The sequence below is a fragment of the beta proteobacterium MWH-UniP1 genome (assembly GCA_036362785.1).
Lineage (GTDB): Bacteria > Pseudomonadota > Gammaproteobacteria > Burkholderiales > Burkholderiaceae_A > Lacustribacter.
Genome location: CP143625.1, coordinates 1 through 24,265, shown reverse-complemented (window position 1 = coordinate 24,265; position 24,265 = coordinate 1). Strand labels below are relative to the sequence as shown.

19 protein-coding genes are annotated in these 24,265 nt (G+C 52.4%); 6 read left to right on the top strand and 13 right to left on the bottom strand.

Features of this window, described 5'->3' with window-relative positions; all coding sequences use genetic code 11:
* Nucleotides 1–173: 173 nt before the first annotated feature.
* From AOB54_00095 to AOB54_00080, 4 genes are read left to right on the top strand one after another with little or no spacing between them, the layout of a single operon-like run.
* Nucleotides 174–1,325 (top strand): homoserine O-acetyltransferase, encoded by a 1,152-nt coding sequence (locus AOB54_00095; protein WVN41825.1) that lies wholly within the window; start codon nt 174–176, stop codon nt 1,323–1,325.
* Nucleotides 1,322–1,915, top strand: a complete 594-nt coding sequence (metW, locus tag AOB54_00090) for a methionine biosynthesis protein MetW (protein ID WVN41824.1) — start codon at nt 1,322–1,324, stop codon at nt 1,913–1,915. Before AOB54_00095 ends, metW begins: the two co-directional genes overlap by 4 nt.
* 11 nt (nt 1,916–1,926) lie before the next feature.
* Nucleotides 1,927–2,775, top strand: a complete 849-nt coding sequence (locus AOB54_00085) for a 3-hydroxybutyryl-CoA dehydrogenase (GenBank protein WVN41823.1) — start codon at nt 1,927–1,929, stop codon at nt 2,773–2,775.
* A 21-nt stretch (nt 2,776–2,796) separates the two neighbouring features.
* Nucleotides 2,797–4,125, top strand: coding sequence for an MFS transporter (locus AOB54_00080; GenBank protein WVN41822.1), 1,329 nt, complete (start codon nt 2,797–2,799; stop codon nt 4,123–4,125).
* Here the strand turns inward: AOB54_00080 and AOB54_00075 are convergent.
* The 9 genes from AOB54_00075 to def are packed head-to-tail and all read right to left on the bottom strand — an operon-like array spanning nt 4,088 to nt 14,272.
* Nucleotides 4,088–5,578, bottom strand: a complete 1,491-nt coding sequence (locus tag AOB54_00075; GenBank protein ID WVN41821.1) for a potassium transporter TrkG — start codon at nt 5,576–5,578, stop codon at nt 4,088–4,090. The two genes, AOB54_00080 and AOB54_00075, sit on opposite strands and share 38 nt — an antisense overlap.
* A gap of 14 nt (nt 5,579–5,592) precedes the next feature.
* Nucleotides 5,593–6,984 carry a Trk system potassium transporter TrkA gene (trkA, locus tag AOB54_00070; GenBank protein WVN41820.1) on the bottom strand — a complete coding sequence of 464 codons (1,392 nt, stop codon included), beginning with the start codon at nt 6,982–6,984 and terminating at the stop codon, nt 5,593–5,595.
* 32 nt (nt 6,985–7,016) lie between these two features.
* Nucleotides 7,017–7,718, bottom strand: a complete 702-nt coding sequence (locus tag AOB54_00065; protein WVN41819.1) for a response regulator — start codon at nt 7,716–7,718, stop codon at nt 7,017–7,019.
* Complete coding sequence (locus AOB54_00060) at nt 7,711–9,918, bottom strand: ATP-binding protein (GenBank protein ID WVN41818.1); 2,208 nt, start codon at nt 9,916–9,918, stop codon at nt 7,711–7,713. The genes AOB54_00065 and AOB54_00060 overlap by 8 nt, the downstream gene beginning before the upstream one ends.
* Nucleotides 9,915–10,538 carry a DUF4390 domain-containing protein gene (locus tag AOB54_00055; GenBank protein WVN41817.1) on the bottom strand — a complete coding sequence of 208 codons (624 nt, stop codon included), beginning with the start codon at nt 10,536–10,538 and terminating at the stop codon, nt 9,915–9,917. Before AOB54_00055 ends, AOB54_00060 begins: the two co-directional genes overlap by 4 nt.
* Complete coding sequence (locus tag AOB54_00050) at nt 10,471–11,850, bottom strand: hypothetical protein (GenBank protein ID WVN41816.1); 1,380 nt, start codon at nt 11,848–11,850, stop codon at nt 10,471–10,473. The genes AOB54_00055 and AOB54_00050 overlap by 68 nt, the downstream gene beginning before the upstream one ends.
* Nucleotides 11,843–12,697, bottom strand: a complete 855-nt coding sequence (htpX, locus tag AOB54_00045) for a zinc metalloprotease HtpX (GenBank protein WVN41815.1) — start codon at nt 12,695–12,697, stop codon at nt 11,843–11,845. The genes AOB54_00050 and htpX overlap by 8 nt, the downstream gene beginning before the upstream one ends.
* 21 nt (nt 12,698–12,718) lie before the next feature.
* Nucleotides 12,719–13,693, bottom strand: a complete 975-nt coding sequence (gene fmt, locus AOB54_00040; GenBank protein WVN41814.1) for a methionyl-tRNA formyltransferase — start codon at nt 13,691–13,693, stop codon at nt 12,719–12,721.
* A gap of 18 nt (nt 13,694–13,711) precedes the next feature.
* Nucleotides 13,712–14,272, bottom strand: coding sequence for a peptide deformylase (gene def / locus AOB54_00035; protein ID WVN41813.1), 561 nt, complete (start codon nt 14,270–14,272; stop codon nt 13,712–13,714).
* A gap of 106 nt (nt 14,273–14,378) precedes the next feature.
* Between def and dprA the strand changes: the two genes are divergently transcribed.
* Nucleotides 14,379–15,365 carry a DNA-processing protein DprA gene (gene dprA, locus AOB54_00030; GenBank protein WVN41812.1) on the top strand — a complete coding sequence of 329 codons (987 nt, stop codon included), beginning with the start codon at nt 14,379–14,381 and terminating at the stop codon, nt 15,363–15,365.
* Between the two features lie 89 nt (nt 15,366–15,454).
* Nucleotides 15,455–17,983 carry a DNA topoisomerase III gene (locus AOB54_00025; protein ID WVN41811.1) on the top strand — a complete coding sequence of 843 codons (2,529 nt, stop codon included), beginning with the start codon at nt 15,455–15,457 and terminating at the stop codon, nt 17,981–17,983.
* A 2-nt stretch (nt 17,984–17,985) separates the two neighbouring features.
* On the opposite strand, the gene AOB54_00020 is transcribed toward AOB54_00025, so the two are convergent.
* The 4 genes from AOB54_00020 to dnaA all read right to left on the bottom strand — a co-directional run bounded on the left by AOB54_00020 (nt 17,986) and on the right by dnaA (nt 24,228).
* Nucleotides 17,986–18,894 (bottom strand): 5'-nucleotidase, encoded by a 909-nt coding sequence (locus AOB54_00020; protein WVN41810.1) that lies wholly within the window; start codon nt 18,892–18,894, stop codon nt 17,986–17,988.
* A 49-nt stretch (nt 18,895–18,943) separates the two neighbouring features.
* Nucleotides 18,944–21,418 carry a DNA topoisomerase (ATP-hydrolyzing) subunit B gene (gene gyrB / locus AOB54_00015; protein ID WVN42833.1) on the bottom strand — a complete coding sequence of 825 codons (2,475 nt, stop codon included), beginning with the start codon at nt 21,416–21,418 and terminating at the stop codon, nt 18,944–18,946.
* A gap of 48 nt (nt 21,419–21,466) precedes the next feature.
* Complete coding sequence (dnaN, locus tag AOB54_00010) at nt 21,467–22,594, bottom strand: DNA polymerase III subunit beta (GenBank protein WVN41809.1); 1,128 nt, start codon at nt 22,592–22,594, stop codon at nt 21,467–21,469.
* Between the two features lie 206 nt (nt 22,595–22,800).
* Nucleotides 22,801–24,228, bottom strand: coding sequence for a chromosomal replication initiator protein DnaA (gene dnaA / locus AOB54_00005; protein ID WVN41808.1), 1,428 nt, complete (start codon nt 24,226–24,228; stop codon nt 22,801–22,803).
* Nucleotides 24,229–24,265: the final 37 nt, after the last annotated feature.

Genomic DNA, 24,265 nt, shown 5'->3' with positions numbered 1-24,265 from the left:
TTTCATAGTGGGCAAGAGTGAGTATCAAATTGCAGTAGTCCAAAAATTGTCACAAAAGGTCAACTCTGTGTGGACACGCCAAAGCCACAGGCCAGGCTTTGTCAAAGATTGTCACGGGTTTGACAGAACCTGGCCCGGCTAGGTACTTTTAACGGCTTAGGTCAGAATTAGGCATGCAAAAAAAACCCGAGGCCCAGTCTGTAGGTGCCGTTGTTCCTCAAACCGCTGAGTTCACCGAACCGCTTGCTTTAAAGAGCGGGCAGTCGCTTGCGCCATATCACTTGGTTTATGAGACTTATGGGCAGCTCAACGCCGACCGAAGTAACGCCGTTCTGATCTGTCATGCGCTCAACGCATCCCATCATGTAGCAGGCTGGCATGCCAGCAATCCAAAAGACATCGGCTGGTGGGACAACATGGTGGGGCCAGGAAAGCCCGTCGACACCAATCGATTTTTTGTCATTGGGATCAACAACCTGGGGTCCTGTTTCGGCTCAACTGGGCCAGCCTCGATCAACCCAGCAACCGGCCAGCCCTATGGGGCAAGTTTTCCAGTGGTGACTGTTGATGACTGGGTCAATGCCCAGGCCCGCCTTGCCGACCAACTGGGGATCGAACAATTTGCGGCCGTCATGGGTGGCAGCCTTGGCGGCATGCAGGCCATGCAATGGGCAATGGCTTATCCCAACCGGCTTCGGCATGCGGTGATCGTGGCCTCTACCCCAAGGCTTTCAGCGCAGAACATCGCGTTCAATGAAGTCGCACGACGGGCCATTGTGAATGACCCAGACTTCCATGGTGGCAATTACTACGCGAAAAATACGGTGCCACGGCTTGGCTTGTCGGTCGCACGCATGATTGGCCACATCACATATCTTTCAGATGACGATATGGCAGAAAAGTTTGGCCGCCAGCTTCGGGGGGGAAACCAGTACAAATTTGGCTTTGATGTGGAATTCGAAATTGAGTCCTATCTGCGTTATCAGGGGGAAAAGTTTTCCACTTATTTCGATGCCAATACTTATCTGCTGATTACACGGGCCCTGGATTATTTTGATCCAGCGAAAGATCACGACGGCCAGCTGACCAAGGCTTTTTCACCCATTACGGCCAACAGCCTACTGGTCTCGTTTACGACCGACTGGCGTTTCCCGCCCGAAATGAGCCGTGAAATTGTTGAGGCGCTATTGGCACAAAAAAAATCTGTCACCTACGCGGAGATTGATGCCCCCCATGGTCACGACGCCTTTTTAATGGACGATGCTCGTTATCATCGTCTGATCGCCACCTATTTTGATCGTGTTGCCAAGGAGTGTCAGGCATGAGCAAAAAACTCTTGCGGGCCGACTTGGCAGAGATTGCCACCTGGATCAAACCCAAAACCCGTGTCTTAGACCTTGGCTGCGGTGATGGCGACTTGCTGCACTGGTTATCTCAAGAGCAAGACTGCGAAATCGTTGGGGTAGAAATTGCCGACGAAAAAGTTTTGGCCTGTGTGGGCCGTCAAGTGCCTGTAATACAAGCAGACATCGACCGTGGCTTGGCCATGTTTGCCCGCGGCAGGTTTGATGTCGTCGTGCTGTCTCAGGCCCTGCAGGCGACCCAAGAGACCGAGCGGGTCTTGCGTGAGATTGGAGAAATTGGCAGTGAGTGTATTGTCAGTATTCCAAATTTTGGGCACTGGTCTACGATAACGTCATTGCTAAGCGGGCACATGCCGGTGAATAAGCGTCTGCCTTTTGCCTGGTACAACACACCCAACCGCCACTTTGCCACCGCCAATGATTTTGAAGAGTTGTTGGCCAAACTTGGCTTTGAAATTCTGAATCGAGCGTTTTTACACGATAACCAAAAGATTAACTGGCTTGCTGGCTTAAGAAGCACGCTCGCCGTGTATCGTTTTAAAAAGAAATAAAGGAAAAACTTATGGCCATTAAAACCATTGGCGTTATTGGTGCCGGCACCATGGGAAACGGCATTGCACAAGCCTTTGCTGCAAAAGGGTTTGACGTCATCATGCAAGATATCGCTGCGCCTGCCCTGGAAAAAGGGTTAGCCACTGTTAGCAGCTCATTGGATCGGCTGATCAAAAAAGGCGTACTCACGGAAGACGTGAAACAGGAAACACTGCGCCATATCTGCACAACGACCAAGGTAGATGATCTTGCCAAAGCGGACCTTGTCATTGAAGCAGCCACGGAAAACGAGGCCATCAAAATAAAAATTCTTCAGGCAGTAGAAGCAGTACTGCGCCCTGAAACCATTATCGCCACCAACAGTTCTTCTTTGTCTATCACCAAACTTGCTGCAGCAACACAGCGCCCAGCACAGTTTGTCGGCATGCACTTTTTCAATCCAGTCCCCATGATGGCCCTGGTAGAAGTGATTCGTGGCCTGCAAACCTCCGATGCCACTGTTCAGACTGTTACAGAGCTGGCAACCGCCTTGGGCAAGACCCCCATCGGCGTGAAAAACCAGGCGGGTTTTGTGGTCAACCGAATCCTGTGCCCCATGATCAACGAGGCAATTTTTGTCTATGCAGAGGGCCTGGCCAGCGCCGCAGAAATCGACGAAGGCATGAAGCTGGGCTGCAACCATCCCATTGGCCCCTTGGCCTTAGCCGACCTGATTGGCTTAGATGTGCTGCTCGCCGTCATGGATGTGCTTTATAAAGCCTTTGAAGATCCAAAATATCGCGCTGCCCCATTACTTAAAGAAATGGTGGATGCGGGCTATCTGGGCCGAAAAACAAAGCGCGGCTTTTATAACTATTAAATCTCAAGGCCCTTCTCGAGCGTGACTTCAAGCCATAAAGACGCCCTTCGGGCGGCGATCCCGCCCCTTGGGCTGTCCTTTCTCATGTGGGGGCTAGCAGCCGCCTTTTACCTGTACGGTTTTTTTCAACGGGTAACGCCGGCTGCCCTTGCTCACGAACTGTCGAAAGAACTTGCGCAAACGGCAACGGCCTTGGGCTGGTTGTCCGCCACTTATTTCTACTGTTACGCCATCATGCAGCTGCCGTCAGGGCTGCTCGCTGATAAATTTGGGCCACGTAAACTCTTTATTGGCGCTTCTGCTGCCGCCGCAGCAGGCACCCTGTTGTTCGCGTTTGCAGAATCCTTCACTACCGCTGCCGTTGGGCGGGGCATTATTGGTGGTGCGGCCGCAGTGGGCTGGATCGGCATGCTCAAACTTGCTGCCCACTGGTTCTCGCCGCAAAAATTCGCGTCGATCTCGGGCTTATCCCTTGCGGTCGGCACACTCGGTGCTGTGTTGGCTGGATTTCCGCTGCGACTTTTATCCGATGAGTTCGGCTGGCGAATCGTAGTCGCAGGAAGTGCTGGCTTTGCCTTACTGCTCATGGTGGGCATGATCTTTATCATGCGCGACGATCCCAGCGAGCGTGGCTATCGAAGCTGGTCACCAGCGCCCGAGACAAAAGATGCGTTGGCAAAAATGACCATTCGTGAGTCTCTGGCTGGGCTACCCATGCGAGACCTGGTGTTTTTGTGCATTGGCCAGACCGCGGTCACTGGCAGTATGGTGATGATGGCGGGCCTGTGGGGGGTGCCGTTTCTAACAACAGTTTTTGACATTAGTGCTCGCACCGCGACTGGGTTTACATCGTTGATGATGGTGGGATTTGCGATCGGCAGCCTAATTTTTGGCCCCTGGTCTGACCGAAGCGGCCAACGTAAAAAACCTTTGCTGGTGGGCACTTGTTTGTCGTTGGTTGGATTTGCTTTGTTGGCCAGTGGCGCTACATTCGCATCGCTGTGGCTAACCGTTTTTGTACTTTGGTTGATCGGCATTTCTGCAGGAGCCATGGTGATTTCATTTGCCTATGGCAAAGACTTGGTGGGCGGACAAAAGACGGCCACCATCACATCGATTGTGAATCTCTCGGTCACGCTCGGCGCCATTGGTCTGCAGCCGCTTTTTGGCGCAATTCTGGATTGGCGCTGGAATGGCCTGTTGGTCGAGGGCGTACGCCGCTATGATGGCGCGGCATTTCAGTGGGGCTTTGCCGCCACAGCCATCTGGATTGGCCTGACCGTGCTGTCGTTATCGGTTGCCCGCGATCCGGCTAGTCTTTCCAAAAAGCCGGCGTCAGCACCACGATAAGCGTTAAGAGTTCAAGTCGGCCCAAGAGCATCGTGATCGAGCAGATCCAGAGCTGAAAACTCGATAAATTGGCATAGGTAGCTGCTGGCCCAACATCCCCAAGCCCAGGGCCAAGGTTATTCACGCTGGCCAGCGTGGCGCTGACTGCCGTGATCGGGTCCATGCCGGTCATCAACAAAAGAAAAGACGCCACCATCACGGTTGCGCCATAAAAAAGCATGTAGGCCAAGACCGCAAAAATTACTTTATTGCTCACTACAGAATCGCCAAGCTGCACAGGGCTAATCAATCGAGGGTGAATGATTCGCATCAACTCGCGTCGGGCCTGCTTTACCAGCAATACCAGCCGAATCATCTTAATACCACTACCTGGCGAACCAGAACTCGTGGCAAAAGCACTTAGAAAAATCATGAACCAGGCCGCAAAAGGCGGCCAGGCCCCATAGTCTTGGGTGGAATAGCCTGTTGTGGTGGCCACGGCAACCGTATTAAACAATGCATGCCGCATGGATTCTGGAAAGGTCGGATACACGCCGTTTAAAAAAAGAAAAGTTCCCACCACCCCACTGCCCGCCAAGGCGGTAAACCAAAACCACCGGGCCTGGGCATCAACAAGATAAGACCTGATCGACAGGGTACGCAATGCAATGGCATGCACAACGAAGTTCACACCCGCAATCAGCATAAAAATAATTGCGACCCACTCAATCAGGGGGTTATTAAAGTAGCCAAAGCTTGCGTCGTGCGAAGACAAGCCGCCAAGTGCCATAGTGCTTCCTGTGTGCACCACCGCATCAAAAGGGGTCATGCCTGCGCCCCAATAGGCGAAAAAACAGGCAATTGAAAAAAACAGGTAAGCGCCATAAAGCAGCTTGGCTGTCTCGGCGATTCGCGGGGTCAGCTTGCTGTCTTTGATTGGGCCCGCCATCTCGGCACGATAAATCTGCATGCCCCCGACACCCAGAAGCGGCAAAATGGCCAAGGCCAGAATTAAAATGCCCATGCCACCGAGCCATTGCAACAAAGATCGCCAGATCAAAATCGACTGGGGCATGCCATCCAATCCCACCAAAACAGTAGAACCACTGGTGGTCAGGCCCGAGACCGCCTCGAAATAGGCCTGGGCAAAGGTAATGTCTGGGAAATATCGAAGAAAGGGAATTGCCGCAAAAACCGGCAAGACCATCCAGACCAAGGCCACCAATAAAAAACCATCTCGGGGATAAAGCTCCCGCTTATGCCACCAGGTTACCGCGGCAATCAAAATGCCTGAGATCCCAGTAATTAAGATGGCCTCGTCATAGGCCAGCAAGGCGGCATCGTTGTAGTACAGCGCAACCCCAACAGGCACCAACATCGTGAGTGAAAAAAGCGCAATCACAATCCCCAGAATGCGAACAACAGCCAGAAATGGCCAGTTGCTCTCCACCCGGGTGTCTTCGATTCTTTCCACTGCAGCCTGATACCTTAGAAAAAACCTGCTGTTACCTGAAAAAGTTTTTCTACCTTTGGAATCATCCGTTTGTCGGTCACAAACACAATCAGATGATCGTCACTCTCAATCACGGTGTCATGATGGGCCATTAAGACCTGGGCATCTTCAGTGTCCACACCCCTGACCAAGGCACCAATGCTTGCACCCGCAGGTAAGGCGACTTCCTCGATCCGCCGGCCCACCACTTTGGATGTTTTTTTATCGCCATGGGCGACAACCTCTAATGCCTCGGCTGCACCACGACGCAGACTATGCACAGCAGCCACATCGCCACGGCGAACGTACTTCAACAGCTCACCAATCGTGGCGTGAGAAGGGGTAATCGCAACATCAAGCCGGCCAGACTCCATCAACTCGGCATAAGCCCGGCGATTAATTAAGGCAATGACCCGGCGCGCGCCCATTTTCTTGGCCAACAAGGCCGACATGATGTTGTTTTCGTCGTCGTTGGTCAGCGCCAAAAACAAATCCATGTTGCCCACGTTTTCTTGGGCAAGTAGTTCTTCGTCGGTGGAGTCGCCATGTAACACCAAGGCCTGGCCATTTAACTGCTGGGCCAAATAATTACAACGGTTGCGATTGCCCTCGATAATTTTCGGGGTCATGTATCCAGCAACACCCTTGGCGACACGGAAACCGATGTTTCCGCCGCCGGCAATCATCATGCGTTTGACGCTTCGTTCTTCTTGCCGAAGTTCTTTGGTGACCTGACGAATGTCTTTGGTGGCGGTAACAAAAAAGACCTCATCACCCGCTTCGATCCGGGTATCGCCATCGGGAGCGATCGCAGCTTTATCGCGAAAAATGGCGACAATCCTGCTCTCGATCTGGGGAAGGTGGTCTTTTAAGTCGCGCACCGGGTGGCCCACCAGCGGACTTGCCGAGTCCGCCTTGACCGCCAACAAACTGACCAGGCCTCGGGCAAATTCAATCACCTGCAAGGCCTCGGGAATCTCAATCAGTTTTAACAAATAGTCCGTCACCGTCTGCTCTGGACTAATGGCCATATCAACAGCAAAGGCATCTGGGCCTAATAGATCCGGATTTTGAACCCACTGGGTGGAACGAAACCGCGCAATCCGCTTAGGAACATTGAATCGACGCTGCGCCAATAGACAGGCCACGAGATTGGCCTCATCGTCTGCCGTAACCGCAATCATGATGTCTGAATCTGCAGCGCCTGCTTCCTCCAAGACTGCCAGTGAGGTTGCTGTTCCGGTCACGGTGCGCAAATCAAACCGCTCTTGCAGATCCGCCAGACTCTCGGCAGAGGTATCGACCACCGTGATGTCATTTTTCTCCAGCACCAACTGTTCGGCAAGGCTTGCGCCAACACGGCCTGCCCCTAAGATCAGAATTTTCATGACATCGTGCCTAGAAGAATTGAATGGGCTAATTAACGCTTGTCAATGCCCAGCTGCTTGAGCTTTCGGTAAAGGTGGGTTCGCTCTAAACCGGTGCTTTCGGCAACGCGAGTCATGCTGCCGTTTTCGTTTTCAAGGTGATAGATTAAATACGCCCGCTCAAAGGCGTCCCGCGCTTCTCTGAGCGGCGCATCGACATCGATACTGCCAAGTGTCTGCTGGGCAATTTCCCGCAGGGACAAAGGCGTGGGTACCGGCGTGCTCTCAGGCTGGGGTGTGCTTGGTTCGGCTGGCTCGAGATTGGTGTATTCGGTCTCGGGCTCCTGATTTAATGCATAGGCGGAAAGCTCGGGTGTCAGGGCTTTTTTCGCTTGCCGGGTGAGTGCCGATTCAATCGTTTGTAAGAGTTTGGTGAGTGCAATGGGTTTTTCTAAAAAATCAATTGCGCCAATTCGGGTGGCCTCGACAGCAGTCTCAATGGTGGCATGCCCCGACATCATGATGACGGGCACCGTTAAGCGTTGTTGGGCTGCCCACTCTTTCAGAAGCGACACACCATCCATGTCCGGCATCCAGATATCCAGGAGGACAAGATCATGATGTTTTGTGGAATGAAGATCCCGCGCCTGGGCTGCGTTTTCAGCAAGCGAGACGGCATAGCCTTCATCTTGAAGGACTTCGCTTAGTAATTCACGAACGCCGATTTCGTCATCAACGATGAGAATGTCAGCCATATGCCCGCTGGGTTTTTTCCATATCTTTGAGATTGTCGGACGCATCGCCGAGTTTCGCAAATTCAACTAAGGCCACCGCACCAGGGCCATCGTTGGGCCAGATTTCTGCCCGGTTGGTCAGGCTCACCCGGCCACGATTCTCTTCAACAATTTTCTTCACGATTGCAAGGCCCAAACCACTGCCCTTGGCCTTGCTGGTGAAATAGGGTTCAAACAGACGCGTCTTGATTTCGGGCGTGATTCCCGGACCCGTATCTGCCACTGCAAGCCGAATTCGGGCCGCGCCAGGGCCCGCTGGGATAGTTTCCAGGGCCAGACTCAGGCTAGCTTGCGGGGCGTCGCCAATCGCATCCTGCGCGTTCTGGATCAAATTGTGAATCACCTGAATCAGCTGGGCACGGTCAACAGAAATCCAAAATTCGCCCTGGGCGGCGGGCCATTGAATACGTTTGTCTGTTGCATAAAGGGTCTGCATCTCAGTCAACAGACGTCTGAGTTCCACCGGTTCTGGATTGGCGGCCGGTAGGCGTGCGTAATTTCTAAACTCATCGACCATGGCCTTTAAGGCCGTGACCTGATCCACAATGGTTTGCGTCGAACGGTTGAGCAAATCGGCATCTTCCTGGACCAGCCGATCTAATAAACGCCGCTGCAGGCGCTCTGCCGATAGTTGTATCGGAGTTAACGGATTTTTGATCTCGTGGGCAAGGCGGCGGGCCATTTCAGCAAAATCCCTTGATCGCTGGGCCGACAGGAGTTCCCCAATGTCATCAAAAATCACCACATATTGGGGTGCCTTACCCGGTAGCCGAGAGCCACTGACCAACAAGGTCAGTGCTGATCCATCTGCACGGCTCGTCTCGTGTTGAAATTGAATGTCCTCTTGATCGGCCAAACCTTTTCTAATCTGGTCCTGACAGGCCGCCAAAATGGGAATCTCAGAAAGCATGACGGCTTTTTGCGTGATCAAAGGCATGCCCAAGATACGCTCAGCACTGCCGTTAAAGTCGATCAGCCGCCAAGCTTCATCCAAGACCAGCACACCCGCGGAAAGATGGCCCAACACCTGCTGTAAAAAAAGATTGGACTCTTCCAAGCGCAGCCGGCTCTTCTGAGCAATTTCTCGGGCCTCATTGAGCTGGGCGGTCATGGCATTAAATGAGCCCACCAAGACATTTAATTCATCAGTTGATTTCGGATCAAAACGCAGGGGGCGATAGTCTCCGGAAGCGACTGCCTTGGTCGCACGCTCCAGCTGACGCAATGGGCCCGCTAACCAGCCGCTTAACAAAACCGCACTGAGCAAGGCCCCAAAAAAAGCAAGCAGCAGGGTGAGTAAAAGCGTCACGCCATAGATTTTTCTTAAGCCCTGTTTGCCCAAAGCAAGCTGCTGATAGTCGCGAACACCATCGTTTAACACTTCAATATTGCGTGTTAAGCCGGGAGGAATTAACTCCACCCACTGAACAAAACGGGTCTCGTCCCCCATTGCTGTGACGCGAGAACTCATGGCAATTGCCCGGACCTGCAAGGCCCGGTCTGTCGCGCCCGCCTGGGGCTCGACTGAAACATATTGACGTGCTGCTTTGGCGCGATTGAGTGCCTCGGCGGGAGGCAGCTCCGGAACAAGCGTGGTGAGCTGGGCACTTCGACTTGCCAAAACACTCCCAGACCCAGATAGCACCAAAACGTCGACACCCTCGCGGCCATCCACAACTTTTTCAATGCTGGCAATCATCTGGCTGGGGGGCACTTCTTCGATTGCAATGGCCAGACGGCGGGCCTTAGACATGGCATCGGTTTGAATCGCCTCTAAAGAGGCCCTGCCCATGGCAACACCCGATTCCAGGGCCACATTCACGCCCTGACTAAACCAGCTATCAATCGTTTTGGCCAGAAACTGGGCCGAGACCAACGACACCAATGCCACTGGCACCGCCCCAATCAATGCAAAGGCAATGGCCAGACGCACCATGATTCGTGCGCCGAAGACTTTTTGACGATAGCGCCGCCAGACGCGAATCACGACACCCACCGTTAGGGCAGCCATCAAGGCGGCAACCACCGCATTCGCGCCAATCAACCATGGGTAATAACGATCAAAGGCCGAACTGCTGGAGCTGGCTGCCGCCAAAAGCAGAATCAAAACCCCCGCCAACACAAACACCATCAATAACGCAAGGCGCAAGGCCAGGCTCATTGCAATGCTCCCGATAATTCGGACATTGATTTGGTGACGACTTTGGGGCGGACCCAATCACTCGAAAGGTTCCAGTCGCGATTGGTCAAGGCATTGACTTGCAGTGGTTTTGGCAGCTGTGCGCTATCGAGGCGGACACGAAGTCGCAGCTCATAGGCGTCAGGCTTGGCCTGAACCGCTTGCATCACCGAGACCAGCGTCTGACCTTCGGGGTCCCCGATCTGCCAGCCACGCATGCTGGTGGCTGCCATTAACGCCTGATCAAGCTCTGGATACGTCATCTGATGCAGGCCGCCCACAGCCACTCGATATTGTTGGGTAACCGCGTGATAGCTTAGTCTCACGACCTTTGTTTGTGTGAGCACTTTCTCATCAAACCAATACCACCGGTTTTTAAGGATTTCAAACTCGGCGACAAAATAAAGCGGCACGCCACGACTGACTGCCTCAATCAACACCGGACTGAGTGTCACCTGGACATTGGCATCAATAGCCCAGGTTTTTTCCAGCGATAAAGACAGGGTGGGTTGATTTAAACGGATGGACTCTGACTCATTGGCCAGGGCTGGTGACATCAGCGTGGCCAGCCACAACAGCAGAATTGGAAGAAGTCGCATCATCTGTTCCGAGTCTTTTTTTAAATTTTGCAAAGAAAAAGCCATCTTGGTCTTGGCCTTCCGCAAGATTTGCCATTGGCAGACACCGTCCTGGTGACGGCATCAGTTGGGCATCTGGGGTCCGCTCAAGAAATGCTCGTTGCTGTTCTTCACCCTCTTCTGAAAACACGGAACACGTGACGAAGACCAATTCTCCCCCGGGTTTCAGTCTTCGCCAAAGAATATCCAGCATGCGGCGTTGGATATCAACCACATGGGCGATCGCCTGCGGATCCCGCCGCCAGGCAATCTCTGGGTGGCGCCGGGTCACCCCAGATGCCGAACACGGGGCATCCAACAAGATTGCATCGAAAAATGCCGGCAGGCCGGCAGGCCAGCCACTTGGTTTTAAAACGTCGGCCTGTATCGTTTTGATGGTACCCATCAGGGTCTGTTGAACCCGTGGTAGATCCCGGGCAAGCCGCTCCAGCCGGGGAGTGGACTGATCCATGGCCCAAATCGTTGCCGAAAGATGCTGGGCCATGGCGACCGACTTCCCACCCGGGGCAGCGCACGCATCCAAGACATTCGTGGGTTTTAGTTCTGAAAAAATCTCGGCCCCCCACTGGGCTGAGGCATCTTGCACACTGACCTGCCCAGCAGAAAACCCGGGGATACGCTCGACTGCGCTTGCAGGACGGATAACGACCGCATGCGGCCCCACCTGAACGCCCTGGAATCCAGACGTCTCAAGCAAAGCCATGTAATCGGCCATAGCGGGTGCCGCAGGCGATAACCGAAGCGTCAAAGAGCCACGGTGGGCCAAGGCATCCAGCACCGCGGGGGCCTGTTTTCCATAATCCGCCTGAATTTTTTGGATCCACCAGATGGGTGCATTCCACCTGGCGACCGGATCCTCTAAATCGCGATTGGCAGAGGCTGGGTCCGACAGGGTCTTTCTCAACAAAGCATTTACAAAGCCAGCAAGCTTGTTTTGTGCCCCTTGGTTACGACCTTGCCGATCCCCCGCCAAGAATTTTGTGGCGGCCACCGCCTCATCGACCACCACATGATCTGCGCGAAGCTGTTCTCGAAGCGCGGCCCAGGCGATAGCCAAGACGGCCAGGATCTCTGTGCTTGGCAATTTGGATGCCAGTCTCTTGGCGCGAACCTGGGCAAGGCCCCAATGCCGAAGACCCCGATAAGTTAAATCAGCAACAGCAGAGGGCAGCTTTGCGTTACGTGGGGATTCGTTTTTTTCTAGGATGACCGCGATTTCTCGCGCCGCCTGAGCAATGTCCTGCGACAGGGGGCGCGAGCCAGCGGCCTTATCCATTCATCGAACGCGCAAGATCGCGTAACCTTGCCACGCGATCCTCGGTGGCAGGATGGGTGGAAAACAAACCAGCAATGCCGCGGCCAGACAGCGGATTCATGATCATCATCTGGGCGGTTTCTGGGTGCCGCTCAGCAGCCTCAAATGGAATTCCACGGGCGTAGTGATCAATTTTTTCTAAGGCGCTGGCCAAAGCCAAAGGATCGCCAGACATTTCGGCACCACCACGATCCGCTTCAAACTCACGGGCACGTGAAATGGCCATTTGAATCAGGCTGGCCGCCAAAGGAGCAAGAATCATCACGGCAATGCTCACCACCGGATTGGCAGGGCGGCCAGAAGAATCACGGCCACCAAAAAACATGGCGAAATTCGCCAGCGCAGAAATAGCACCGGCCATGGTGGCGGAAATGGTGGAAATCAAAATGTCGCGATGGGCCACGTGGGCCAACTCGTGGGCCATGACACCACGCATTTCTTTTGCCGACAAAAGCCGCAAAATGCCAGTGGTGGCAGCAACCGCAGCGTTCTCCGGGTTTCGGCCCGTGGCAAACGCATTAGGGGCCTGCTCATCAATAATATAAACACGAGGCATCGGCATCTGCGCACGATCTGCCAGCTCTTTCACCATGTTGTAAAACTCTGGTGCTGTGGAGGCATCGACTTCCTGGGCGTTGTACATCCGCAAGACGAGCTTGTCGGAAAACCAGTACGCGCCAATATTCATGAGCAGAGCAAAGCCGAGCGCCATCAACATGCCGCTTTGACCGCCCAGCATGCTGCCAATGACACCAAACAAGGCCACAATAGCCGACATCAACACGGCTGTTTTTAGCCAATTTCCCATGCTTAAAACTCCTTTGTCAGATCAACCGGAAACGGTCTCAAACTGTTGGCCGGATAAGACACGTCGGCCGTTTAAAAATTCCCGAAACCCCAGCCGCTTCCCGCCAGGCCTCTGGAGGGCGCCTATTCTGACAGCTCCCTGGCCACAGGCCACCAATAATCCGTCTTTGTCTGCCTGAATAATTTGTCCGGGACTATGGTTTTTCAAGGCCTGGCCCGCCGGGCCGCCGGCAAGATCTGAGACATCAAAGAGTTTTACACACTCACCCGCAAAACCAGTCACTGCCCCAGGCACCGGATCAAAGGCCCGAATCAAATCACAGACCTGGCGACTCGTCATTGACCAATCAATCTGGCCGTCTTCTTTGCCAATCTTATGGGCATAGACAACGCCGTCTAAGGATTGGATCGTGGGCTGCCGGCCAGCTGGCGGAAAATCCTTTAACAAATCGACAACAGAATTGGCGCCCAGATCGGCAAGCCGATCATGCAGCGACTGAAAATTGTCCGTAGGAAAGATCGGCGTGACCTCCTCTTGCCAAACCGGTCCCGTGTCCAGACCCTCTTCCATTTGCATCAGTGCGACACCCGTTTGCGAATCCCCGGCAGCGATCGCCCGCTGGATCGGTGCGGCCCCCCGCCAGCGCGGCAGCAACGAGGCATGAATGTTGAGACAGCCGAACTTTGGAAGCGCTAGAACCTCTTTGGGCAGAATCAATCCATAGGCAGCCACCACCATCAACTCTGGTGAGAGTGCAGATAAAGCTTCTTTGGTTTCCTGCGCGCCAGGCTTACCCTGCCGTAAAGATTGGGGCTGAAAAACCGGTAGACCAAGCCGGAGCGCTTCACTCTTAACGGGGCTCATTGATAAGGTCAGCCCGCGGCCGGAGACCCGATCTGGCTGAGTTAACACGGCCACAATATCGTGACCAGCCTGATGCAAGGCTGTTAAGGCTCGGCGAGCAAACTCGGGCGTTCCCGCAAAGACCAGACGCATAAATTGGTTACGCCTGACCTAGACTTTTTCAACCATGCGGTCCGGCCGGCGCGTAAATTCCGGATCGACGTCAAAAGCGCCGCTCTCTTTGGCCTTGATCATTTTGGTCTTAATGCGACCCTGTTTTAGGCGAGACAAATAATCAACAAAGACTTTGCCATTTAAGTGATCAATCTCGTGCTGAATACAGACCGAGAGCAATCCATCGGCGTCAAACTCAATCGACTCGCCACGCTCATTCAGAGCGCGAACTCGAATGGCATCCGGCCGCTCTACTTCGTCGTAAATACCAGGTACTGATAAACAGCCCTCTTGGAAGACTTTTTTATCCGAGCTGTGGGCAACAATCTCAGGGTTGATCAAGACCCGAAGGTCATTTTGCTCTTCGGTTGTATCAATCAAAATGATGCGCTCATGCACATTGACCTGGGTGGCCGCAAGTCCAATGCCTGGCGCGGCATACATGGTCTCGGCCATGTCACGAACAATTTCACGAATCCGGTCATCCACCACGGCCACCGGCTTAGCGACGGTTCTTAGCCGCTCATCGGGGTAGTGCAACAACTTCAACTTTGCCATCGTCTTGCTCCAAGATGATTACGCATCTCAACCACTTTGCTTGGGCTGAGATTCTTAGCCAATTTGGTCGATAGTGGAAAGCCTGCAGGTGGCTTAGTTTAGCCAGATGACCTCTCTTGCCAACCAACAGACTTTCGAACTCAACGCCTCTGCCAGTGATTTTCCCACGCCACTGGGCCAAACACACCCTGCCGTTTTACGGATCTACGGAAGGGGCAATAAAAATCTTGTCAGCACCATGGCCCAAAATCCGGGCCTGGCCATTGTTGGTAGCCGCCAAGCCAGCAGCCAAGGGCTCGCCGATGCCCACTGGTTTGCCAGTGTTGTTTCCAAAGCCGGCCTCACTGTCATCAGTGGACTGGCCCAGGGCATTGATGCCAGCGCCCACGAGGGTGCCTTGGATGGGCCAGGTCAGACAATTGCAGTACTGGGCCACGGATTACAAACAATCTATCCCCCACAACACCGCGCGCTTGCCGAACAGATTGTGTCGCAGGGGGGTGCGCTCATTACGGAATACCCCGCAGGCACGCCTGCGTTACCGGGTTATTTTCCTCAGCGCAACCGGATTATTGCCGCCCTATCTCGGGCGGTTCTGGTTGTAGAAGCAACGCCCAAAAGTGGCTCGTTAATCACCGCTCGACATGCCTTAGAACTCGGCATTGATGTCTTCGTTGTGCCCGGATCCATTCACATGATGCAAAGCATCGGCTGCAACGCGTTGATCCGTCAGGGGGCCCAACTCACCCAATCGCCAGAGCAGCTACTTGAAGATCTCGGCGTTCAGGTAGCCAACGCAATGCCGGGGACGGTTTCTTTCATGGGGGAGCCTTTATCGAAGACCCGCAGCCCCGCTCGAAAAGGCCGCCTTGATCAAAACAGCTCTCAAAGGCCACTAGAGCTGGCGCTCGACGAGACAAGCCAGCGGGTCTTAAAGGCCTTGAATTTCTACCCCCTGGCAGTCGCCGACTTAGCGACACAGAGCGGTGTGGCAGAAAAGGATCTCTACGGCGCCTTGTTGGTTTTAGAGCTTTGTGGACTCGCTAGCAGATTACCTGATGGAAAGTGGCTTAAACAAAGATCTTTTACATAAGTGTTTACTTACTTTATTAGGTATTTTTGGTTTTCAGGATAAAAAAATGTTTGCAGGTTCTCATGGAGTGCGCCTATGATCCGCGCCCTATGAGCAAAGCACTGGTTATCGCTGAAAAGCCCTCCGTCGCCTCTGATATTGCAAAAGCACTTGGCGGCTTCACCAAACATGACGACGTGTTTGAGCGTGACGACATGGTCGTGGCCTCGGCTGTGGGCCATCTCTTGGAGATCACGGCCCCCGAAGAATACGACGTCAAAAGGGGCAAATGGTCATTTGCGAACCTGCCCGTGATTCCCCCGCACTTTGATCTCAATCCGATTGCCAAGAGCGAAGCCAAACTCAAGACCTTGGCCAGGCTCATCAAAAAGAAGGACATTGATCGGCTGGTCAATGCCTGTGACGCGGGCCGTGAGGGTGAACTGATTTTTCGCTATATCGTCCAGCACACCAAGGCAAAGCAGCCCATTGAACGACTGTGGCTGCAGTCCATGACGCCATCAGCGATTCGGGACGCCTTTGCGCAGCTGCGTTCCGATCACGACATGACACCGCTTGCCGATGCGGCACGGTGCCGGTCCGAGGCCGATTGGCTGGTTGGCATCAATGGCACCCGAGCCATGACCGCCTTTAACTCAAAAGAAGGTGGGTTTTTTCTCACCACCGTGGGCCGGGTGCAGACCCCAACGCTTGCCGTGGTGGTCGAGCGCGAAGAAAAGATTCGCAAATTCGTGGCCCGAGACTATTTTGAGATTCACGCAACCTTTCAGGCCAATGCAGGCCCTTACGAGGGACGGTGGTTTGCCCCCGGTTTCAAAAAGAATGATCAGGACCCCGAACTAAAGGCTGAACGGGTTTGGGACGCCAAACAAGCCGACGAGATTGCCAAGCGCTGCCAGGGCAAGCCCGCCACCGTCACCGAAGAAAGCAAGCCTTCTAGCCAGATTGCGCCAGCATTATTTGATCTCACCAGTCTTCAGCGTGAAGCCAACGCACGATTTGGTTTTTCTGCCAAGAACTCTCTGGGCCTTGCGCAGGCCTTGTATGAAAAACACAAAGTTCTGACCTATCCCAGAACCGACTCCAAAGCCCTGCCAGAAGACTACATCGGGACGGTTCAGACCACGATTGACGCCTTGGCCAAAGCCGCGAGTTTTTCTGGGTTCGCTCAAGAAATTCTGAAAAACAAATGGATCAAACCCAATAAACGGATTTTCGACAACACCAAGGTCTCAGACCACTTTGCCATTATTCCAACGGGTGTCTTGCCCAAAGCCCTGTCCGAGCCAGAACAAAAAATATTTGAACTGGTCGTTCGGCGCTTCTTGGCGGTGTTTTATCCAGCAGCAGAGTTTCAAGTCACGACACGCATCAGCACGATCGGATCGGACCAATTCAAGACCGAAGGCAAGGTACTGGTCAACCCCGGCTGGATGACCGTCTATGGTCGTGAAAGTGCCGGTAGTGACGCCATGTTGGTGCCCGTAGGCCCGAAGGAAAAGCCGATTGCCGACCCGGTTGCTGCCGAAGGCTTAAAGACCAAGCCGCCTGCCCGTTTTAGTGAGGCGACCCTGCTCTCTGCAATGGAAAGTGCTGGCAAAGCCATTGACGATGAAGAGCTTCGTGAGGCCATGGCCGGCAAAGGTCTGGGCACGCCCGCCACACGTGCCGCGATTATTGAAGGGCTGCTTGCTGAAAAATATCTGATTCGAGATGGCCGCGAATTAATTCCGACTGCCAAAGCCTTCCAGCTGATGACGCTGTTGCGTGGCCTAGATGTCAAAGAGTTATCGATGCCAGAGTTAACCGGCGAATGGGAATACAAACTTCGACAGATTGAAGAAGGCAAGATGTCTCGCGAAGCCTTCATGAAAGAAATTGCCGCGATCACTGAGCATATTGTGAATCAGGCGAAAAACTATACCGACAGCACGATCCCGGGTGATTACGCCACCTTAAAAACACCCTGTCCGAAATGTGGGGGCGTGGTGAAGGAAAACTATCGGCGATTTGCCTGCAGCAGCTGTGATTTTTCTATTTCGAAAATTCCAGGCGGCCGGGCATTTGAGTTGCCCGAAATCGAAACCTTATTGTCAGAAAAAACATTCGGCCCAGTCGACGGTTTTCGCAGCAAAATGGGTCGACCATTTGTGGCCAGCCTAAAAATTACAGCAGACCACAAACTTGAGTTTGATTTTGGCAATAGCCCTGACGCCGAAGGTGCCAACGAGCCTGTGGATTTCAGTAACCAAACCGCCCTTGGGTCTTGCCCGAAATGCAATGCGAATGTCTTTGTCCATGGCAACGCTTATGTCTGTGAAAAAAGTGTGGGCCCAGGGCCAAGCTGTGATTTCCGCACCGGCATGATGATCTTGCAGCAGACCATTTCGCCGGAGCAGGTTCAAAAACTCCTGGCCACCGGCAAGACCGATTTGCTCGATGGATTTGTTTCCGCAAGAACCCGGCGTAAATTCAAGGCATATCTGGTGAAGACACCGGAAGGGAAAATTGGATTTGAATTTGAGGCCAGGGCGCCCAAAGCTGCGGGACCAAAAGCGGGTGCGAAAAAAAGTGCCACCAAAGCCAGCAAAACCGGAACAAAGAAATCTAAAGATTAGAACTACTTTGGTTCGTTGGTGACGCCCGATCGGACATGGCCGGTCGGGCCGGCACTGGCACTGGATTCACAATGCCTGGTCTGATCGTCAAAAAAGAAATCGGGTTCGAATTCTTTTAGAAAATCGCCCTTGTTTAACCCCCCCAGGAACATGGCCTCATCAATTTCGATCTTCCAATCCATCAGCGTGCGGACAGCCCGCTCGTGGGCGGGGGCAGAGCGGGCCGTGACCAAGGCCGTCCTGAGCTTCATGGTGGGGTTGTCACGAGTGTCCTGCTGAAGTTGATGCAGGGCGAGCAACAAGGGCTTAAATGGGCCAGGGGGCAGTGGGGTGTCGGCCCGCTGAATCTCGTGGGCAACAAAGGCATCTAACCCCTGCTGCTGATAAATGCGCTCGGCTTCGTCACTAAACAGCACCGCATCTCCGTCAAAGGCAATCCGCAATTCATTTGGAAAGTTCTCGACAGACTTTGCCGAGTGGGGGTACACGTGAGCTGCCGGATAGCCCGCCTGCAGGGCCTGTTCGACATCCGATGCGTTGGCGGAAAGAAAAAGGTGGGCGCCAAGTGATTTCAGGTAACGGTAAGGGGATCGGCCCCGTGTAAACACTCCCCGTTGAATCGGCAGCCCATGGGCCTGTGCTGAGTGGTATACCCGCAGACCAGAAACAGGATCATTTCGAGACAACACCACAATTTCTACGCGTTGCCGATCGGGGGAATTAAACGACAGTAGTTTGCGAACCAAAGGAAAGGCAACACCCGGGTTTGCCGGTGTCTGCATACGCTCGCTCTGAAGCTGCATATAGGCCCGGTCATCGGATTGCTCAAAGATTCGATTTTCTTCCTCGAAATCAAAAAGCGCCCGCGATGAAAGCGCGATGACAAGCTGATCTGTTAAGTCAACCGGCATAAGGGCAACTTTTACAGGGTGTCCAATCGTTCATAAACTGAGCGGTCGATCAGACATCTAGGTTGGCAACCCGCAAGGCATTGTCTTCAATAAATTGTCGGCGGGGCTCCACCTCTTCGCCCATCAAAGTGGTGAAGATACTGTCTGCCGCAATGGCGTCTTCAATCTTCACCTGTAACAAAGTTCTGCTCTCAATATTCATGGTGGTCTCCCAGAGCTGCTCTGGATTCATTTCCCCCAGACCTTTGTACCGCTGCTTCGATAGACCACGCTCAGCCTCTTGAAGCAGCCACTCCATCGCTTGACCAAAATCACGCACCTGAACGGACTTGACTTGCTCACCCTTGCCGCGAGAGACCGTAGTTCCGGCTGGTACGGCGCTTTTCAGTGTCTGAGCGGCGTGCGTGAGTGTTTTGTAATCTTCGGTATTTAGAAAATCTGCATCAAGACTGGTCAACCGAACATTGCCGTGATGAGGCCGCTCTATTTTCAAGCGCCATTTTTCTTTGTCACTATTAAATTCTGCAAAAACCTTCAGCTGTGAATCTTGTGCGCCAAGCTGCACTTGCTGCTGATTCATCCATTTTTGCAATGTGTCAGCAGTGGCAATAGCCGTTTCATTGGTCGAGAGATCCAGCTTCACGCCATCCAACACCGCGCGGCAGAGTTGTTCATCAATGATTTTCGAAAGCCGTTGAATCACGTTGTTGGCTTGCAGATAAGTCTTTGCCAAGTCGGATAAATCTTTGGGGGCTTCTTGCTGCCCCGCCGGCGCTTGAATTTGTGCATCTTGCAGGGCAATCGCCAATAGGTATTCCTGCATCTGCGCATCATCTTTGATGTAGCGCTCTTCTTTGCCGTGTTTGACCTTGTAAAGCGGTGGTTGGGCAATATAAATGTAACCACGCTCAACCAGCTCACGCATTTGACGGTAGAAAAAAGTCAACAACAGGGTGCGAATGTGTGAACCGTCAACATCAGCATCGGTCATGATGATGATGCGATGATAGCGAAGCTTGTCTGGGTTGTAGTCGTCTTTGCCAATGCCTGTGCCCAAGGTCTGAATCAACGTGACGATTTCTTGAGAAGCAATCAGTTTGTCAAAACGTGCTTTTTCAACATTCAGAATTTTGCCTTTTAGTGGCAAGATCGCCTGAAACTTTCGGTCACGGCCCTGTTTGGCTGAGCCACCAGCGGAATCGCCCTCGACCAAATACAACTCGGCCTTGGAGGGGTCTCGTTCCTGGCAGTCTGCTAATTTTCCAGATAACCCAAAAGAGTCTAAAACCCCCTTACGGCGGGTCATCTCGCGGGCCTTACGGGCCGCTTCACGGGCACGGGCTGCTTCCACAATCTTGCTGCAGATTGCTTTTGCGTCGTTGGGGTGTTCCAGCAAAAACTCTTCAAGGGCTTTGCCGACCACGTCTTCTACAGGCTGGCGCACTTCACTTGAAACAAGCTTGTCTTTGGTCTGGGAAGAGAACTTGGGCTCGGGTACCTTCACTGATAAAACACAGCTCAGCCCTTCGCGCATATCATCGCCCGAGGTATCGACCTTTGCTTTTTTTGCTAGCTCAGATTCACTGATGTATTTGTTCAGAACACGGGTCATTGCGGCACGAAGACCCGTTAAATGTGTACCACCGTCACGCTGGGGGATGTTGTTGGTAAAGCACAAAACGTTTTCGTTGTAGCTATCGTTCCATTGCAGGGCGGCTTCTACGGCAACGTTGTCTTTTTCGCCACTGACATAAAAAACAGTTGGGTGAAGGTTTGTTTTAGAGCGATTGATATATTGCACAAAGCCCTGCACACCACCAGAAAACGCAAAGTTTTCTTCTTTGCCCTCGCGCTGATCCACCAGGCGAATTTTGACGCCGTTATTGAGAAAGCTTAGTTCGCGCAGACGTTTGGCCAGAATATCGAAGTGGAAATTGACATCACCAAAAATTTCCGCGCTGGCCAAGAAATGAACCTCGGTGCCGCGCCGATCTGTTGGCCCAACAACTTTTAAGGGTTCAACGCGTTCCCCTGCCCGAAATTCCATGGCATGGGTTTGGCCATTACGGCGAATAGTCAGTCGTAACCAGTCTGATAAAGCGTTAACCACCGACACACCCACACCATGCAAACCACCAGACACTTTATAGCTGTTTTGGTCGAACTTACCGCCGGCATGCAGCTCAGTCATCACAATCTCAGCAGCTGACCGACCAAACTCATCGTCTTTGTGAATATCGGTTGGGATACCACGGCCATTGTCAGTTACTGAAATGGAGTTATCGGTATGAATGGTAATCACAATATCGTCGCAATGGCCCGCCAAAGCCTCGTCAATCGCGTTGTCCACCACCTCAAACACCATATGGTGCAGACCACTGCCATCATGCGTGTCACCAATGTACATGCCGGGGCGTTTTCTAACTGCCTCAAGGCCTTTGAGCATCTTGATGGAGGAGGCACCATAACCCTGGGCCTGTTCACTATCTTGCTGCTCTTGATACTTTTGGGTCGGACTAAAGATCAACGTAATACTCCTTTGATGGGGTGATGCGGTGAGTGGTTTTTAAACTTAAATCCGCATCGGCATCACAACATATTTAAATTCTGGATCTTCTGGGGTAGTGATTAGCGCACTTGCATTTGGATCTTGCAAGGCAATTTCAACCGTCTTGTTTTTGAGGTTGGATAAAACATCTAAGAGATATTGAACATTAAACCCAATATCCACTGGGTCTCCAGAGTAATCCACCTCTAGATCTTCAGAAGCTTCTTCTTGTTCGGCGTTGGTGCTGGAAACTCGCAATAAGCCAGCGGACAACGTGAGACGCACGCCTTTGAATTTATCGGTGGTTAGAATTGCCGCACGCTGTAAAGAACCCAACAGGATTTCGCGATCGAGTGTGATCAGTTTCGAGTGACCCACAGGAATCACACGTTGGTAATCAGGGAATTTTCCTTCAATTAATTTTGAGATGAGTTCAATCTGATCAAAGCGGAAACGAGCTTGGTTGGCGGCCAGTTCAATGGTGACGGATTCATCAGATTCAGACAAAAGCCGTTGTAACTCCAAAACAGCCTTTCTCGGCAAAATTACCTCTTGCCGGTCACCCGCATTAGAAATGTTGACACCTGCATCACCTGATTTCACTGCCGAAAAAGCCAAACGGTGGCCATCGGTTGCAACCGCTTTTAGACTGTCTTTATCAATCACCAGCAATAGGCCATTGAGATAGTAACGAATATCTTGCTGCGCCATGGCAAAGTGAACAAGATGCAGTAAGTGCTTTAACGCCTTTTGGCTTAATTCAACCTTGGCAGGATAGTCATCTGCAACAGTGACCGTGGGGAACTCTTCTGCCGCAAGTGTTTGCAGACTAAATTTTGATTTGCCTTGTGCAAGAACCAACTTTTTATTGGCATACGACATGGAGATTTCTTGCTGATCCGATAAGGCTCGCAAGATATCTAATAGTTTTCTCGCCGCTACCGTGGTGGCGAGATCGTCAGATCCAGAGCCCATCTCTGACTGGGTTTTGATCTGCATCTCAATGTCTGTTGAGCAAAATGACACCTGTGTTCCGGTTTTGTTAATCAGAACATTGGACAAAATCGGTAGGGTATGTCGCCGTTCCACAATACCCGTAACGGTTTGTAGTGGTTTTAAAAGCGCATCACGTTGTGCTTTGATCAGATTCATGATGTTTATACTTTCAAAAAGTAGTAGTCATAGATAAGGGCCTGTTTTTCTGTGCATAAGCCCCGCAATGCAAGAACCGCTTTGGTGATACGGGTTGTAAAAGTCTGTGGATAAAAATTGAATAAGGTCTTGGTGTTGTGCACAACCTTTTGTCGTTGTGTCAACCACTCTGAGTTGTTCTTGGGTTGTTGTTGGTTATCCACAATTTATCCCTTGAGTTGTTGTTCCAAGATATGTAACTGGTGGTTAAGCTCGGCATTGCGCTGGCGTTGTTCGGATACCTTTTTCACTGCATGAAGAACGGTGGTGTGATCGCGCCCACCAAACAGGTCACCGATTTCGGGAAAGCTTTTCTGGGTCAGTTCTTTGGCCAAGTACATGGCGATCTGACGCGGCATGGCAATGTTGGCCGGCCGGCGTTTGCTATACATATCGGCGACTTTAATGTTGTAGAAATCTGCCACGGACTTTTGTATGTTCTCGACCGAAATAGAAGTTTTCTGAATCGACAACAGGTCTTTCAAGGCTTCTTTCACCACCTCGATAGAGGGTTTGGTCTGATGAAAGCCGCAATAGGCAATGATTTTTTTCAGGGCCCCTTCCAACTCGCGTACGTTAGAGCGGAGTTGTTTAGCAATAAAAAAAGCTTCCTCTTCCTGTAATGGGAAACTCTCTTGTTCCGCTTTTTTCATCAGGATCGCTACCCGCATTTCCAATTCGGGTGGCTCAATCGCTACCGTCAGGCCAGAGGCAAATCGGGTAACCAGTCTCGGATTGATTTCGCCAAGCTCGGTGGGGTAGGTGTCACTGGTAATGATGATTTGCTTTTGGGCGGCAATCAGGGCCTCAAAGGCGTAGAAGAATTCTTCTTGGGTGCGTTGTTTACCAGCAAAAAACTGAATATCGTCAATCAACAGCAGATCAAGAGAGTGGTAGTAGCGTTTGAATTCATCAAAAGATTTCCTTTGATAGGCCTTGACCACGTCGCTGACATAAGCTTCTGCATGGATGTATCTGACCCGCGCATTTTTATTTTGCTGCAGCAAGGCGTTACCGACCGCATGAATCAAGTGGCTCTTACCGAGTCCCACGCCCCCATACAAAAACAGGGGGTTGTAACCCTTGCCCGGATTGTCGGCCACTTGAAGTGCTGCCGCGCGGGCAAGCTGATTGGCTTTACCGGGCACGAAGGTATCGAAAGTCCAGTCGCCGTTTAATCGACTTTGTTGCCGCTGGGCATCGTCTTGGTCTGGATTGGCTTTGGCCGGCTGATGGGCGGCTAACTTGGGTGTCCCTGTATTTTCTGGGGTGTCTGACACCAAGCTTTGGTTTTCGGCTTGTTGGCTGTTTTTTTGACTGGTTTGGCTGTCTTGAAGTGCTTCTGGGCCAGAAACCTCGATTTCGAGATCCACTGGGGTGCCCAGAGTCTGTGACCACCAAGAAGACAGGGATTGGGTGAACTGGCTTTTGGCCCACCCTTGCTTAAACCGGGTGGGGGCGGCCAAAACCACCTTGCTGTATTGGCCGTCTTGGTCAATACGAAGCAATTCAAGGGGTTTGAACCAGGTTTGAAACTGCTGGCTAGGCAGCTCGCGTTCAAAATGCAAAAGACAGTCTTGCCAGAGGGATTCCATGGGCCGAATTTTACCTGAGACCAAGAGTTATCCACAG

What these genes read in the sequence shown, in the direction of transcription:
- dprA (WVN41812.1), top strand. Translation starts at nt 14,379, where the DNA reads ATGACCTCTCTTGCCAACCAACAGACTTTCGAACTCAACGCCTCTGCC.
- AOB54_00095 (WVN41825.1), top strand. Translation starts at nt 174, where the DNA reads ATGCAAAAAAAACCCGAGGCCCAGTCTGTAGGTGCCGTTGTTCCTCAA.
- dnaN (WVN41809.1), bottom strand. Translation starts at nt 22,594, where the DNA reads ATGAATCTGATCAAAGCACAACGTGATGCGCTTTTAAAACCACTACAA.
- def (WVN41813.1), bottom strand. Translation starts at nt 14,272, where the DNA reads ATGGCAAAGTTGAAGTTGTTGCACTACCCCGATGAGCGGCTAAGAACC.
- dnaA (WVN41808.1), bottom strand. Translation starts at nt 24,228, where the DNA reads ATGGAATCCCTCTGGCAAGACTGTCTTTTGCATTTTGAACGCGAGCTG.
- trkA (WVN41820.1), bottom strand. Translation starts at nt 6,984, where the DNA reads ATGAAAATTCTGATCTTAGGGGCAGGCCGTGTTGGCGCAAGCCTTGCC.
- AOB54_00085 (WVN41823.1), top strand. Translation starts at nt 1,927, where the DNA reads ATGGCCATTAAAACCATTGGCGTTATTGGTGCCGGCACCATGGGAAAC.
- AOB54_00025 (WVN41811.1), top strand. Translation starts at nt 15,455, where the DNA reads ATGAGCAAAGCACTGGTTATCGCTGAAAAGCCCTCCGTCGCCTCTGAT.
- AOB54_00050 (WVN41816.1), bottom strand. Translation starts at nt 11,850, where the DNA reads ATGGATAAGGCCGCTGGCTCGCGCCCCCTGTCGCAGGACATTGCTCAG.
- AOB54_00065 (WVN41819.1), bottom strand. Translation starts at nt 7,718, where the DNA reads ATGGCTGACATTCTCATCGTTGATGACGAAATCGGCGTTCGTGAATTA.
- AOB54_00020 (WVN41810.1), bottom strand. Translation starts at nt 18,894, where the DNA reads ATGCCGGTTGACTTAACAGATCAGCTTGTCATCGCGCTTTCATCGCGG.
- metW (WVN41824.1), top strand. Translation starts at nt 1,322, where the DNA reads ATGAGCAAAAAACTCTTGCGGGCCGACTTGGCAGAGATTGCCACCTGG.
- fmt (WVN41814.1), bottom strand. Translation starts at nt 13,693, where the DNA reads ATGCGTCTGGTCTTTGCGGGAACGCCCGAGTTTGCTCGCCGAGCCTTA.
- AOB54_00060 (WVN41818.1), bottom strand. Translation starts at nt 9,918, where the DNA reads ATGAGCCTGGCCTTGCGCCTTGCGTTATTGATGGTGTTTGTGTTGGCG.
- AOB54_00055 (WVN41817.1), bottom strand. Translation starts at nt 10,538, where the DNA reads ATGATGCGACTTCTTCCAATTCTGCTGTTGTGGCTGGCCACGCTGATG.
- htpX (WVN41815.1), bottom strand. Translation starts at nt 12,697, where the DNA reads ATGGGAAATTGGCTAAAAACAGCCGTGTTGATGTCGGCTATTGTGGCC.